The following is a 12,993-nucleotide window of genomic DNA, read 5'->3' as shown; positions in this document are numbered from 1 at the left end:
GTTTGGTTTATTAAATTTATTCCATAAAGTTGTTTTTATCAATACCCAGTATTGGGTATTTTATTTGCAACGCATTTTGTATCAATATTTTACGGATTTTCATTTTTTTGCGTGGTTTGGTATGGCAGCCGGTAACGCCCGGAATGGACAATAAACTGCCACCATTCCTAGAACTTGAATGGATTGACAGGGAAAGTTCGGTATAGCGTTTTGTTTGGATTGCCTGGATGTGCATTTTTAAACTGTTGAGTGTTTCGCGGCCGATACCGAGATAGGAGGCGATGTTGATCTGGGTGGTTTGCCGGATGATGTCCGGATGGTTTCTGATGAGCTGTTCGTAGCGCTCGTAGGGTGTTTTACAGCGCAGGAATATGGCGCGTTCTTCACTTAATATATAATAGCGTTCCATCATGGCCCTACCAATGAGGTTGCCTTCGCGGAAGTCGGCATAATAGCTTTGGAGCTGGAGGTAACTGATCGACTGCAGGGTGCTTTCCTGGAGGACTTCAATGTATTCGTGCGCGGGCTGCTGGGTAAAAAAGCTGTATACCGATATCATCAGGTCGTATTTTCCCATGAACCAGGTGGTACATTCGCGGCCTTCGCGGTCGATGAAATAGGCGCGTAGGAAACCTTCTTTGATAAAGTAGATATTCCTTGCGATCTCTCCCGGCCTGAGCAGGATGTGGCGACGGGGAAATTTCCGGATCAGTAACTGCCCGCACAGCCGCTGCTGGAAGGGCTGTGAGATAGGGGTAATGCGTGAAAATACGGCAAGCAGTTCGGTGGCCTGGTCAGCGTTGTTTTCCATTTGGTTCGATTGTGCTTCAAACCAACTTTTTTCTTAACCGGGGGAAATAGATTTGTCTTATCAGATGGGGGATACAGAAAGTGAATATCGGAAAAATATTGCAAAGCTTTTGCATTCATTTTTGGTTTCCTCTCTGAACGCCGGGGATGGTCTCCGGCGCTTTTTGTTCACTAAACATTTATCCGATGATCAGGGAGTTTTCAAAACGCAGCCTGGAGAGATTAGTTGATGAGCTGCACAGCCTGGATTATTTGGCCAGCGATCCGCTCGAGAAAATGAGCGGCTCTTTAAAAGTAACCAAAACCGCCATCACCAGGCTCCAGCAGATCGTGCTGGAGCATGGCTTTGCTTCAAGGGAAGAAGAGGTTCATTTTTTCAAACACATCAAAACGGACTTTTATGCCTGGCAGGTTTTTGTGGTGGAGCGGTATACCCTGGAAAGGAACATGCCTGTAAGGGATGCAGAGGCTCAGCGGCTGTTTTTGCTTGGGGAAGTGGCTTATGTGGAGCGCTTCTTTTTATCACATCCCTTTGTATTTGAATATTTCAGGATAGGGGCGACTGAACTTGATGAACTTTATTTCTTGCGGGAAAGTGAAGGGCCGGGATTGCTCTTTCCTGAGGGAGTCGAGCGCGACAGGTCTTTTTCAAGTCCGGCTGATTACCTGTTTTCCAAGTTTAAGGCTTACGGGATGTTGAAGGAGTGGATCATGGAAAGACTGGATTACCTGGAGAGGAACCCTTTAATAGCTTATGTGCCGGGAGCAGAGTCAGTGGAGTTGAAATGGACGGGAGATAGCGTAAATTTAGCTGAACTGGGTTATGCGCTCGCCCTGAGCGGGCAGTTGAACCATGGCCAGGCAGCGATTGCGCAGGTATTCCGGTGGCTGGAGGAGAAGTTTTGCATAAGCATAGGTGTGCCGGCGAGGAGGCTGGCTTCGATCCGTAGCAGGAAGCGGTTGAGCAGGGCCAAGTTTTTGGACGAGCTGAAAGAGGCGCTGGAACGGAAAATGGATGAGGATGACGGGAGGTAGGTAGCATAGGGTAGCGCATGATTGCTTGCTTGATTTTTATTTGTGTCAACTTTTAGTTGTGGCAACTACTTTTTTAGCTGATATTTGGATTCAAATAAACATCTATGGACATTAAAGATTTAACGAGGGTTGAAAGCCAATTAATGCAGGTGCTCTGGACATTGCAAAAAGCATTTGTAAAGGAAATTATAAGTGAACTCCCGGATCCAAAACCTGCATACAGTACTGTATCAACCATCATCAGGATTTTAGAGAGCAAAGGGGTAATCGGCTATGAAGCTTTTGGGAAAACCCATCGCTACTTTCCCTTAATTAGCAAAGAAGAATACATGCGCCATGAGGCGGATAAATTTTTGGGCAGTTATTTTTCCAATTCAGTACAAGACATGTTTTCCTTTTTTGTCCGGGAAAAGAAAATTGACCTGAAAGATGTCGAACAGCTGCTTAAAATGATAGATCAAATAAAAGATTAATCATGGCACCCCAATTTTACTTTCTCTGGTCTGGCGTTTCGCTGGTTATGTTTTACCTCTTTTATATACTATTGCTTAAGAGAGAAACTTTTTTTGTTTTTAACAGGGTTTACCTGCTTGTTGCGCTTTGTTTATCTATGCTAATGCCATTCCTGGATCTATCATGGTTAACCGTGCTGCCAAAAGTCCAGCTTATAACCAATACACTGGCAGTTGTTGGGGTAGGGAAATCAGGGAATAATCCAGGGAAAGAATTAAGCTGGTTGGCCATTGTGTATTGGATTGGCGTTGTGCTGGGTGCGATAAGATTATCCATCAAAATAGCAGGTGTGAAAAAACAGTTAACGGTGACTAGGGATGGGGATGCATTCTCTTTTTGGAAAACAAAGGTGATAGACCGGAAGCTTCCTGGCCTAACCGTGATTGATGCACATGAAAATATACACGTTAAACAGCTGCATACATTCGATCTGCTGCTGGTTGAAATATTCGGTGTATTCTGTTGGTTCAATCCCATTGTCTACGCCTATCGAAGAAGCCTGAAGTTGATCCATGAATATTTGGCAGATGAGTATGCGTGTAAATTTACGGAAAGCAAAAAGCAATATGCGATGTTGCTGTTTCTACAGAACCTGAATGCGGGGCCAACATTGGCAAATACTTTCTATGATACCTCCTTGCTAGAATCGAGGATAAAGATGTTACAACGTAATCGATCTAATCCTTCCAGGCTCTGGAAGTATGTTTTATGTTTGCCCCTAATTGCAATTTTATATTCCTTTAATACCCCAGGCATTACTGGTAACAATAACAAAGTTGACCAGGCAGCAAGTTTCCCTGGTGGGTTTAATGCTTTCAGGAAATACTTGATTGGCCATGCAAAAAAAGTTTCTGGTAGAAATGGAAGGGTAACGGTTAGCTTCGTTGTGGAAACCGATGGAGCAATCAGCAATGGAAAAATTGAAAAAAGTTTAGATCAAGCAAGCGATAAAGAAGCGTTGAGGCTTATTAAATCCAGCCAAAAATGGAAACCTGCATTGCAAAATGGAGAAAAGGTACGCTCAGCTTACCAAATTGCTATAAATTTTAATCCTGATAATCAGTGATATGTGTTTTAAACTAATAGATTAGCTACAATAGCTATTTTATTAGTTGTTTGGCTAAATAATTAGTTATATGTTTGGATCGTTCAAATTAATCCAAACGATATGCTTTTTATTTTACTTCAACCAGCCCGCTTTTATTATGGATTGGTGTTCATTTTGTTTTTCAGTACCATGCTTGTCAATGCCCAGCAAAAGTTGGGTAAAATTACTGGGAATGTAGTTGATGAAAAGCTTGCTGAACTCCCCTTTGTACAGATCCTTTTAAAAAGAAATGCGGACTCTAGCGTCGTTAAAACTATATTGGCTAACGATAAGGGGCAATTTAGTTTCGAAGTTGCTGATGGTCAATATTTTATAGAGTTGAGGATGATGGGTTACAGTACGGTGTGCTCGAAAGTTCTTGGCATTGCTAATGCACAAATCCAATCGCTCGGGGCCATACGGCTATCTCCAACGGCAACACAATTGGCTGCTGTAAACGTCACTGCAACACTTCCTTTTGTGGAAAGGCGGGCAGACAAACTCATTGTAAATCTCAACGGTTTAGGTTCTGGTGCACCAATCATGGAAGTGATGAACCAATTGCCCGGTGTTGGTGTTACCCCGGATGACCGGATTACCCTGAACGGTAAATCGGTTCAGGTCTATATTGATGGCAAGGCCACAACACTTTCATCAGAGGCATTGGCCGGTATGCTGAAAGGGATTTCTTCATCTGCCATCCAAAAAGTTGAGCTTATTTCCCAACCTTCAGCAAAATATGACGCTACCGGGAATGGTGCCATCATTAACATTATCCGTAAACGTAATTATAAGGCTGGGCTGAATGGAAATGTTTACGCGGGAGGAGGGAAAGGCGCATTTGGGAAAGCGAATGGGGGGCTTAACCTTAACTACAAAGGAAAAGCTTATAACCTGCTGCTTAACCTGGATTACAATTACAACAAATACTTCTACGACAGTTATATTGCTTCCACTTTTGTCGATGAGCAGGGGATAGCCTTAAGTCAATCAACCACTGCTATCAAAAGCACCAGGACCAATGCGAATTACACGCCAAATCTGGGAATGGATTTTTATCTTTCCAAGCGCACCACACTTTCCGCTACGGTTAGGCCTGGATTCCAGGCTTTCGGTCGCAATAGCACTGCCAATACCGATGATGCCCTTGGGCAATCGCAGTTTATTAACCTCGTTGATATTCATGCGACTGATTTCTCATCGGGACTTCGGCTACAACATCAAGTAGATAGCCTGGGAAGGGATTTAACAGTCGATTTAGATTATTACCGTTATGGCAATTATAACAACCAGGATAACCGGAACATCAATTTTAATCCTTCATCAGATTCTCCCAGTTCATTAGCCCAAGACCGTGTTTTTGATGTTTATGCCTTAAAAATGGATTATACACTTCCTTTAGGGAAAGGCCACCAGTTAGAAACTGGTATAAAATCGAGCTACGTTAATGCTAAAAATTCCAACTTTTATAAGGGTTTTGCTGGTCAGCAAACTAATTTATTTGACTACCAGGAAAGTATTTCAGCACTTTATCTAACCTATGCCCGCAATGGTAAGAAATTTTCCTATCAGTTGGGTATAAGGGGCGAATATACGAATGGGCAGGGTGAACAGGAGTTTGGAAAAGAACGGTTTATCAGGAATTATTTCCAGCCCTTTCCATCTGTACACCTGGACTACAGGTTTACCAAAAACCATAGCCTTAGTTTGGGTATGAACAAAAGGGTAGAGCGCCCAGGTTATGAAAGCCTAAATCCGCTGGTGCGAATTGTCAGCAATAACAACCTGCAACAGGGAAATCCCGCACTGAAACCTTTGGTTGCCTATAATGCGGATTTATGGTATGGTTATAAGAATGCATTTTTCTTTGGTGTAACCTATAGTCACAGCATAAACGATTTTACCAGTATTTCCGTTCCTTTGGCAGATGGTGTGATATCAACACTCCCAGGAAATGCTGATTATGGGAATTACTTTACGCTTCAGGCCATGTATGGCAAGCAGGTATTGCCATGGTGGTATACCAGTTCGAATGCCATTTTATCCAAACGTTCATTTAGGGGAGAATTTAACGGGGCTTTGCTAGAGAGTGATGGAATAGCCAGTCTTTCCGCAACTTCGTATAACAGTTTTTCGCTGGGCAAAAATTTCTCGATTATGTTTCTTTTTAATTATCGAGGCAAAAGTGTAGATAGGACAATTACGAACCGAGCTTTTACTTATGTCACCGCAGGTATCAGGCAGCAGTTGTTAAATAAGAGAGCATCTATTCAGTTGAATGCCATGGACATTTTTAGATCGTACCGTAATGAGTATAACCAGGATAGTGGTACCCTGCAACAGTTGTGGCGAAACCAGTTTGAAACCAGGATGGTGAAGATGAATTTTAATTACAGCTTTGGGGGTACTGTAAAAAATACAAAGAAGAGCAACAGTGCCGACGATGAACGCAGGAGAAGTGCTTTGAGCGAGAATTAATCGTGCGTATTAACGCAGCAGCATCGGTTAATACACTTGACCGGGAATCATTCAAACAAATGGTGGCAGGGACTAAGGATATTCTGGCACATGAGGGCCTGGTAACAAAAACTTAATATACACAACACTGTGATATATATTATTTTAGCCTCATAAACCAAATCAGATGAACACAATGCAATTTCGAACGGCTATTTTAATGGCCTGCCTGATCCTCACAGGGCTCTCGTGTAAGAAAAAAAGCGATAACCCTATAGATCATTTGCCACCGCTTAGCACAACAGGGGCCAATATTTTCGGTTGTCTTGTTAATGGACAGGCGTTTTTACCAAAAGCTGCCGGCGTCAGTGGCAGGGAACCTTTAAATTTCTCATACGGAATAGCAAATAATAAAAATTATATAAGCATTAGTGTAGAAAGCAGTGGATCAAAAAGTTCCGCATATGTCCAGTTGTTCATTAATGCGACAGCATTTAAGCAGGGGGATGAATACACTTTTGGTAGCGGCCCTCGGTTGAACGACAATCCTAGTGCACATTATAATTATAGCGGTCCCAAGGACTCTTACGGGACGGATTACAATACAAATAACCAGGTGAATGGAAAACTGCACTTAATATATTTTGATGGGAAGATTGCTTCTGGAATTTTTTCGTTCGATGCAGTAAATGATGCAGGGGAAAAAGTGGAAATCAGGGAAGGAAGATTTGACCTGAAATTGAGAAATTTTTAACTTATGGTAAAAAAGCTCCCAATAAGGAATTAGGGCTGGTGGTCTTAATGGTTCAGAGGGAAAGGAACTTTAAACACACCATCCGGCAAGCGGTTTAGCGGCCACTTGCAACGAAATAAATACACTACTATTTCGCCGAAATGCCCAAGCAGCAGGAGCAGACCAGTAGGTTTTGATCGCTTGGGGTAGCTCATCGGCGAGTTCAAAAGCTTTTGCCTTTTCCATTCGGTCTTTTATTTAAGCCTGGTTTTATTTAACATCTGTTCTCTGTTTATTGGTTTTTATTTTTGCCTGCTTTGGATAACCCCGTATAATACGGGCCATATATTTTCTGCCGCAATCGCATAACCTTCCTTTAGCGGGTGTACTCCGTCCGGCATATTGAGCGAGCGGATGCCAGCGACATTTTTTAAGAATGAAGGAACCAGTTCGATATTGTTTTTATGGGCCAATGCCGAAAATATTTCGGTGTAATCTCCCTGGTGAAGACCGGTTGCCCAGTCTGGAAGTTCAATGCCCAATAATAATATAGCAGCTCCAGGGCAGGCAAGTTTGACCCTGGAAATGATGTTTTGGAGGTTTGTTAAAATCAGCAGAGGACTTATGCCCCGAAGAAAGTCATTTGCCCCGAGTTCCAGGATGAAAATACCAGGTTTTTCTTTTAAAACTTCATCAAGCCTGGATAAGGCAGAAGAAGTGGTATCGCCGCTGATGCCTGCATTTATTACCTCATAGTTTAGTCCTTGCTGTTTGAGCTTTTCGCTGATTAGCGCAGGAATGGATTCCGTTGAAGGGTTTTGAAGTCCGTAGCCTGCTACCAGGCTATCACCAAAGAAAATAATCTTATTCTCCATTTTAGCATTTTTTTATAAGTGGTGCTGGAAGTGAAGACCCGTGCCAATGGCTATGCTGTTTTTCTATTTTAAATATGCTATCGCCGGTAAAGTCTCTTCCGTACCTTAAGTAACCCGCTTTTTTTGAAATGGTTTGTAGAAAGGATTTTGGTCATGCGCACCTTAGAACCGAAGCTGCGATAACTTCTCATTGTGGATAATTTGTGAGCACCATTAAAAACAAAATAGCAGGTGAGTGGTTGAGCTTAGAAAAATATTTACCTATGGATAAAACAACAGCTACTAAAGACCTCGAAAAATTTATTGAAAAGTTTGAGCCCTCTAAATTTAAATTGCTACAAAGGGGAATCGAAATCCGCGGGATCAAGGACCTTAATAGAAGTATTTCCTTTGCAAAGGAACTCATTGACCAGTTAAAACTAAAACTAACTGTTTCGCATAGTGCTGAAATGGCGATGTATGGAAGTTTTGAGGTAGTGTATCAATAACTACAACCATAATCCGCCTCCATATTGGTTAGCAAAGCCATTGAAAAAATGAATCATAGAAAAGGCCTGGTAATTTTCCAGGCCTTTTACTTGAAACAGGTTCTGGGTTTCTGATTACCTCGAAAACATTGGTGCCCAAACTTAGTAACTTCCAAAGCGGGGGGGGGGAGAAATTTCCATTATTCAATTAAGTGATACCTGACATGCCGCTTGGACAAACTTATAGAAGCCAGAACACCTTTTTCCATTTTAGATTGGAAAAGCCTCTCAATGGTACGCTTCAATTTCTCCAAATCCTCGCGTCCGTCCATGTTGGCTATTAATTTGGCAATTTCAATTAATCTCATGGGTCGTTGAAAAGCAGAAAAAATCTGGCAGACTTTATCCCAGTTACCATTGGAACTATTCCAGTTTGTACCAATTTTTTCCCTAAACTCTTTTTGTAGCGTAATATCTTCCAAGATCTTTAAATGCTCAGGTGTGCATTCAGGTTTAATCAGGTGGTATAGGACATACTTTTTTGAGAGACGTGTAGAAGCCAGAACACCCTTTCTTATTTTTAATTGAAAAATGCTCCTGATTGTAGTCATCAATTTCTTCAAATCTTCCCGTCCATCCATTTTGCCCATTAATTTGGCAATTTCAATTATTCTCATGGGGCGTTGGAAAGCAGATAAAATCTGGTGGATTTTATTCCAGTTACTATTGGAACTATCCCAATTTGTACCCATTTTTTTCCTGAACTCCTTTTGTAGCGTAATATCTTCCAAGATCTTTAAATGCTCAGGGGTGTATTCAGGTTTAATCAGATGGTATAGGACATGCTTTTTTGAGAGATGTGTACAAGCCAGAACACCCTTTCTCATTTTAAATTGAAAAAGGCTCTTAATTGTATCCACCAATTTATCCAAATCTTCTCTTCCATCCATTGCACCCATTAATTTGGTAATTTCGCTTATTCTCATGGGACGTTGAAAAGCAGAAAGAATCTGCCAGGCTTTAGTCCAGTTACTATCTAAGTGATCCCAATTTGCACCAATTTTTTCCCTGAGCTCCATTTCAAGAATTATATCTTGGAGTACGTTCAAATGTTTGGTTGAAACGTAATAATTAGCAATAGCGCCCTGTTCTTTAAAATGGCTTTCTATAAATAAGATTGATTCCTCTATAAATTTTTCTTCTTGCAAAAGTGCAGCAACTTGGGCGCGTATTTCTTGCATTCTGCCGGTGATCTCGATATTGCTTAATTGTTGCATCATTAAACAAATATATTTATTTCATTCTGTTATCTATAACTACAGCCTAAAACGCATTTTTTACGTATGGGGTTTCGCTAAAAGTGGCCATTGGTTTCCAGCCATCGTGCCAGCTTTTTCGGCCTATATTTTGTTCGCTCGATTTCGCTTGAAAGTGGTCAACCGGCTCATTTTATGTAGTTTTAAGCTTTTGAAAAGCGTGGTCGGATTCAAAAGATTGTTTGCACTAGAGAAACTGAAATGGAGATGTGATAATGGTAAAAAGCTCGGTGCACAGTTTGGAATGAAAACTGTTGCACACTTTTAGGTTCTTACCCAATCTAGGACTGCGATTGAGCAATAACGAGTTTACTACGATAACAATTGTGTATTTATGTAAGCACCATGCCCTTAAGGGCAAACCTGCTATTTGGCTTTAACATTTGCTTAATGGGCATTATTGGGTGTGCTTTTTGTCGTAGATTTCAGGGGTTTAAAATTTGGTTATCAATGTTTTTTATCTTTTTGTTAAGGACGAGAAAATTTACGCAGTCAATATATTGGTTATCAGTTAATTAATTTTGTTTTTGAAAATGGGTAGTAGTATGACGCTTTAAATTGCTGTTATTCAGTTTTTTTTTAAATTTACGTGTTGGAAAATTACCGGTAACGCGGTCCTTGGACAGATAGGGCTCTGCAGGGGGGGGGGGCATAAGCAACTTCTCTCCCATAAGAAATGAATGAAACCATACCCCAACTTACCGTAATCGATATTGAGCAGGAAACAGCCGGTATCTGCAGTTATAAAAATATCCCGCTATCCTTCTTTAATGACCACGTGGTAAGGGTGGGGGTAATGACGGAACCTTTTTACTGGCACTACCATCCCAATATTGATGAAACTTTTATGGCCATAGAAGGTAACTTGTTAATTGACCTGGAGGACCGCACGGTGGAGCTGAAGCCGGGGCAACTATTTACCATTCCTGCAATGGTTAAGCACCGTACCAGACCAGCCGGGGCGAAATCGGTGAACCTTACCTTTGAGCTTGCATCGATGGAAACGGTAAAATGTGATATCAACTGATCGTATGGTTTTTGCATGATCATATACCAGGCCTGATGAGGATACCGGCAGATAATTTTGAGTAATTAAATGAAAAATATATCTTTCGTGACCTATTATTTATCTAACCCGCTCAAGTAAACATGAAAGGAACGCTTACCCGGCTTATCGCTTCGAATTTGAAGGCCAACAAGTCCCGCCTCGAAATGACAATATATCGTCAGCATTTTACAGCGCAATCAACAATATCATTATTGCCGTAGTCAATGCTTAAAAACAAATGACAAGAACAGAATTACACCAGAGGTTAGCAGTCCGGGGACTGGGCGGAGAATTGGAAAAGCTCTTACAATATTCCAGGGACTGCATCAGGCTATATCCAAAATCAGTAGCGGAAGCGGATATCGCTTTAGGTTCTACCAAGATCGGCGGGATGCCAGACCTTCCACAGGGGCTTGAGTGGCCGACCGAAATGATTACCACCACTACTACTGAAAAAAGATTCCTTTTCCTGAACAGGGAAAAAAAGATTGAGACCCCGAGATCCCTGTCTTTTATCGCCCAGGTCAATTTTGCCGAGCTTTGTGTTTTTGATACGGGCAGCACGCTCCCGGATAATGGCATACTGTATTTTTTCTATTGCCAGGACCAGATGGCCTGGGGATTTGACCCGGCTGACCAGAACAGGTTTAGGGTCATCTATCATAAAGGAGATCTTTCTTTATTAGAGAGAAGGGGTTTTCCACGAGATATTGATGCAGATGCGAAGTTAATTGCCTGCGGGATCGGGGCACGGTCGGAAATCAGCCTGCCAGCTTATTATCATCATGTTTATGATGAGATGGGTAAGGACAAGGCCGAACAGATCATGGATAGCTTCGAAGGACAGAACGTTAATAAGCTGCTGGGACAGCCTGATGTGATACAGAACGAGATGGAGCTGGAATGTGAGCTGGTGACCAATGGGCTTTTCTGTGGTGACCCCTCGGGCTATAACGATCCAAGAGCTGCCCAGCTGGAACCCAATGCCAAAGACTGGCGGCTGTTGCTACAGATCGATAGCAATGAGCAAAATGATTATATGTGGGGAGATAGCGGGAGACTGTATTTCTGGATCAAGGAAGCAGATCTCGAGGCAAGACGCTTTGAGAAAACATGGTGTATACTGCAATGCTATTAACATGAAATAAAAGATAAAAACCGTGAAACAGATACTATACATTATTGCAATAAGTTTTTTTCCAGCGCTGCTGAACGCGCAGAATCTTTACCCCGAAAAGTTTGAAGATTGCAAACTTCCTGAATTCTGCCTGGACTGTGGAAGTCCCCAGGCGCAGCCACCTAAGACCGTATTCCAGAATATCCTGCGCGTGATTGGCGAGAAGAACCTTGCCACGCTTAAAGGTACCATAGAAATGCAGATCCTGGTCGACCAGCAAGGCAAGCCCTGCCTGCTGAGCATCGATAACAAGACCAATCTGGGTTCAGCTGAACTCGGTATCAAACAATCGGTCAATGCTACTGAAAACTGGACACCTGCAATAGGGGGCACGAAGAAGCAGAATAGCTCTGTATCACTCATCATGGAATTTGAGGGTGGGAAATTCCGTGCCAAAAGAAGGACGTTTAACTTTACCAACCAGTCCAATATGAAAGCTGCCGGCACTCCGGACCGCAAGGGAAGTGAAAAAGGTGAGCTGGGTGAGCGTTGGAAGGTATTTACCCAGGGTAATTCGGAACTGCCATGGGATATGAGCAGGGCCGTAGCTACCGATTTAAAGGGGGATGTCTGGATAGGAACCGATAACGGCATCGTGAAAATATCATCGGGCAAATGGCAGCATTTCAATTCCGGCAATACTATTATCTCTGCAACGAAATACAATAAGGCTCAGACTGAACCGGTTAGGGATATGGCGGTTGATCAAAAGGATAACAAATGGTTTGTGATCGGCTATGATGTTTACCGCTATGATAACCGTACCTGGACCAGGTTTGATTCGCTGAATTCACCCATTAACTGGGCAAGACAGATCGTAGTTGATCCTAAGGGGAATATTTTGTTTACTTCATGGGAGGGGGTAGCCAAGTTTGACGGCAGCAAATGGAGCGTGATGAACAAGAAGAACTCAAAGCTGCCATCTGACAGGGTTCTGGGAGTGTTTGTGGATAGCAAGGGCCGTACCTGGATTGGTACTTTTGATGGTAATGTCATTATTGAAAAAGGTAAGAACACAGCATTAAACGATAAATCCTCACCGCTATCGAAGGCTTACATATCCAAGATGTGGGAAGATAAAAAAGGCAACCTCTGGTTCTCGCTGTATAATGAAAAAGGTACAGCGGCAGGAATGTATATGCTTTCGCCAGATGGGAAATGGGAGCGTTTGTGGAAGGATAACCCAACAATGTTTGCCGGAAACAGCATCAACGATTTTTTCCTGGATGAAGAGAAAAATATATTATGGCTTAGCCAGAACAACGTCGGCATTATCCGATATGATATTGTGGGCAAAAAGACTGAAATTTACACCACCGAAAATTCCAATGTTCCCAGTGTCAATATCGAGCGGATCACAAAGGACCGAGAAGGGGCCATCTGGGCGGCAACTTTTGCCGGCATAATCAAAACAGCGCTAAAATAACCGGAAAAATCACTCTGTTGCCTTTTTTAGGTGGCAGTGTAGGATTATA

The 12,993-nt window shown here is 42.3% G+C and carries 14 protein-coding genes; 9 read left to right on the top strand and 5 right to left on the bottom strand.

Going from position 1 to position 12,993, the window contains the following annotated elements; genetic code table 11:
• Positions 1-16: 16 nt before the first annotated feature.
• Complete coding sequence (locus DRW42_RS03415; protein WP_113947439.1) at positions 17-811, bottom strand: Crp/Fnr family transcriptional regulator; 795 nt, start codon at positions 809-811, stop codon at positions 17-19.
• A 146-nt stretch (positions 812-957) separates the two neighbouring features.
• On the opposite strand from DRW42_RS03415, the gene DRW42_RS03410 reads away from it, so the two are divergent.
• Entirely contained in the window at positions 958-1,845 is an 888-nt protein-coding gene (locus DRW42_RS03410) for an RteC domain-containing protein (protein WP_113947438.1), read from the top strand.
• Positions 1,846-1,949: 104 nt separating this feature from the next.
• A complete protein-coding gene (locus tag DRW42_RS03405; protein WP_113947437.1) occupies positions 1,950-2,318 on the top strand; it encodes a BlaI/MecI/CopY family transcriptional regulator in 369 nt (122 codons plus the stop codon).
• 109 nt (positions 2,319-2,427) lie between these two features.
• On the opposite strand, the gene DRW42_RS28665 is transcribed toward DRW42_RS03405, so the two are convergent.
• Positions 2,428-2,634: a hypothetical protein gene (locus tag DRW42_RS28665; RefSeq protein WP_158544270.1), complete on the bottom strand. Its 207-nt coding sequence runs from the start codon at positions 2,632-2,634 to the stop codon at positions 2,428-2,430.
• 13 nt (positions 2,635-2,647) lie between these two features.
• Here DRW42_RS28665 and DRW42_RS03400 point away from each other — a divergent pair, with 13 nt between their 5' ends.
• The 3 genes from DRW42_RS03400 (at position 2,648) to DRW42_RS03390 (ending at position 6,656) form a co-directional block, all read left to right on the top strand.
• Positions 2,648-3,424: a M56 family metallopeptidase gene (locus DRW42_RS03400; RefSeq protein WP_158544269.1), complete on the top strand. Its 777-nt coding sequence runs from the start codon at positions 2,648-2,650 to the stop codon at positions 3,422-3,424.
• Between the two features lie 102 nt (positions 3,425-3,526).
• Positions 3,527-5,923: an outer membrane beta-barrel family protein gene (locus DRW42_RS03395; RefSeq protein ID WP_113947435.1), complete on the top strand. Its 2,397-nt coding sequence runs from the start codon at positions 3,527-3,529 to the stop codon at positions 5,921-5,923.
• A 166-nt stretch (positions 5,924-6,089) separates the two neighbouring features.
• Positions 6,090-6,656: a Riean_0653 family protein gene (locus DRW42_RS03390; RefSeq protein ID WP_113947434.1), complete on the top strand. Its 567-nt coding sequence runs from the start codon at positions 6,090-6,092 to the stop codon at positions 6,654-6,656.
• Between the two features lie 69 nt (positions 6,657-6,725).
• Here the strand turns inward: DRW42_RS03390 and DRW42_RS28660 are convergent, their stop codons facing one another.
• Together DRW42_RS28660 and DRW42_RS03385 are read right to left on the bottom strand one after the other, a co-directional pair.
• Positions 6,726-6,881 carry a hypothetical protein gene (locus DRW42_RS28660; RefSeq protein WP_158544268.1) on the bottom strand — a complete coding sequence of 52 codons (156 nt, stop codon included), beginning with the start codon at positions 6,879-6,881 and terminating at the stop codon, positions 6,726-6,728.
• A gap of 56 nt (positions 6,882-6,937) precedes the next feature.
• Positions 6,938-7,510, bottom strand: coding sequence for an arylesterase (locus DRW42_RS03385; protein WP_113947433.1), 573 nt, complete (start codon positions 7,508-7,510; stop codon positions 6,938-6,940).
• 263 nt (positions 7,511-7,773) lie between these two features.
• Between DRW42_RS03385 and DRW42_RS03380 the strand changes: the two genes are divergently transcribed.
• Entirely contained in the window at positions 7,774-7,998 is a 225-nt protein-coding gene (locus DRW42_RS03380; protein WP_113947432.1) for a hypothetical protein, read from the top strand.
• A gap of 179 nt (positions 7,999-8,177) precedes the next feature.
• On the opposite strand, the gene DRW42_RS03375 is transcribed toward DRW42_RS03380, so the two are convergent.
• Positions 8,178-9,257, bottom strand: coding sequence for a hypothetical protein (locus DRW42_RS03375; protein WP_113947431.1), 1,080 nt, complete (start codon positions 9,255-9,257; stop codon positions 8,178-8,180).
• Between the two features lie 712 nt (positions 9,258-9,969).
• Between DRW42_RS03375 and DRW42_RS03370 the strand changes: the two genes are divergently transcribed.
• The 3 genes from DRW42_RS03370 to DRW42_RS03360 all read left to right on the top strand — a co-directional run bounded on the left by DRW42_RS03370 (position 9,970) and on the right by DRW42_RS03360 (position 12,944).
• A complete protein-coding gene (locus tag DRW42_RS03370) occupies positions 9,970-10,320 on the top strand; it encodes a cupin domain-containing protein (RefSeq protein ID WP_113947430.1) in 351 nt (116 codons plus the stop codon).
• Positions 10,321-10,579: 259 nt separating this feature from the next.
• Entirely contained in the window at positions 10,580-11,479 is a 900-nt protein-coding gene (locus DRW42_RS03365) for a YwqG family protein (protein ID WP_113947429.1), read from the top strand.
• 22 nt (positions 11,480-11,501) lie between these two features.
• Positions 11,502-12,944 (top strand): ligand-binding sensor domain-containing protein, encoded by a 1,443-nt coding sequence (locus DRW42_RS03360; RefSeq protein WP_113947428.1) that lies wholly within the window; start codon positions 11,502-11,504, stop codon positions 12,942-12,944.
• The last annotated feature ends 49 nt before the right edge of the window (positions 12,945-12,993 follow it).

It is taken from the genome of Pedobacter miscanthi (genome assembly GCF_003315595.1).
Taxonomy (GTDB): domain Bacteria; phylum Bacteroidota; class Bacteroidia; order Sphingobacteriales; family Sphingobacteriaceae; genus Pedobacter; species Pedobacter miscanthi.
The sequence above is the reverse complement of the archived record's forward strand: the minus strand, read 5'-3'. Positions and strand labels throughout refer to the sequence as shown.

What these genes read in the sequence shown, in the direction of transcription:
- DRW42_RS03365 (WP_113947429.1), top strand. Translation starts at nt 10,580, where the DNA reads ATGACAAGAACAGAATTACACCAGAGGTTAGCAGTCCGGGGACTGGGC.
- DRW42_RS03405 (WP_113947437.1), top strand. Translation starts at nt 1,950, where the DNA reads ATGGACATTAAAGATTTAACGAGGGTTGAAAGCCAATTAATGCAGGTG.
- DRW42_RS03395 (WP_113947435.1), top strand. Translation starts at nt 3,527, where the DNA reads ATGCTTTTTATTTTACTTCAACCAGCCCGCTTTTATTATGGATTGGTG.
- DRW42_RS28660 (WP_158544268.1), bottom strand. Translation starts at nt 6,881, where the DNA reads ATGGAAAAGGCAAAAGCTTTTGAACTCGCCGATGAGCTACCCCAAGCG.
- DRW42_RS03375 (WP_113947431.1), bottom strand. Translation starts at nt 9,257, where the DNA reads ATGATGCAACAATTAAGCAATATCGAGATCACCGGCAGAATGCAAGAA.
- DRW42_RS03410 (WP_113947438.1), top strand. Translation starts at nt 958, where the DNA reads ATGGTCTCCGGCGCTTTTTGTTCACTAAACATTTATCCGATGATCAGG.
- DRW42_RS03390 (WP_113947434.1), top strand. Translation starts at nt 6,090, where the DNA reads ATGAACACAATGCAATTTCGAACGGCTATTTTAATGGCCTGCCTGATC.
- DRW42_RS03370 (WP_113947430.1), top strand. Translation starts at nt 9,970, where the DNA reads ATGAATGAAACCATACCCCAACTTACCGTAATCGATATTGAGCAGGAA.
- DRW42_RS03415 (WP_113947439.1), bottom strand. Translation starts at nt 811, where the DNA reads ATGGAAAACAACGCTGACCAGGCCACCGAACTGCTTGCCGTATTTTCA.
- DRW42_RS03385 (WP_113947433.1), bottom strand. Translation starts at nt 7,510, where the DNA reads ATGGAGAATAAGATTATTTTCTTTGGTGATAGCCTGGTAGCAGGCTAC.
- DRW42_RS03380 (WP_113947432.1), top strand. Translation starts at nt 7,774, where the DNA reads ATGGATAAAACAACAGCTACTAAAGACCTCGAAAAATTTATTGAAAAG.
- DRW42_RS28665 (WP_158544270.1), bottom strand. Translation starts at nt 2,634, where the DNA reads ATGGATAATCTTATCGCACCCAGCACAACGCCAATCCAATACACAATG.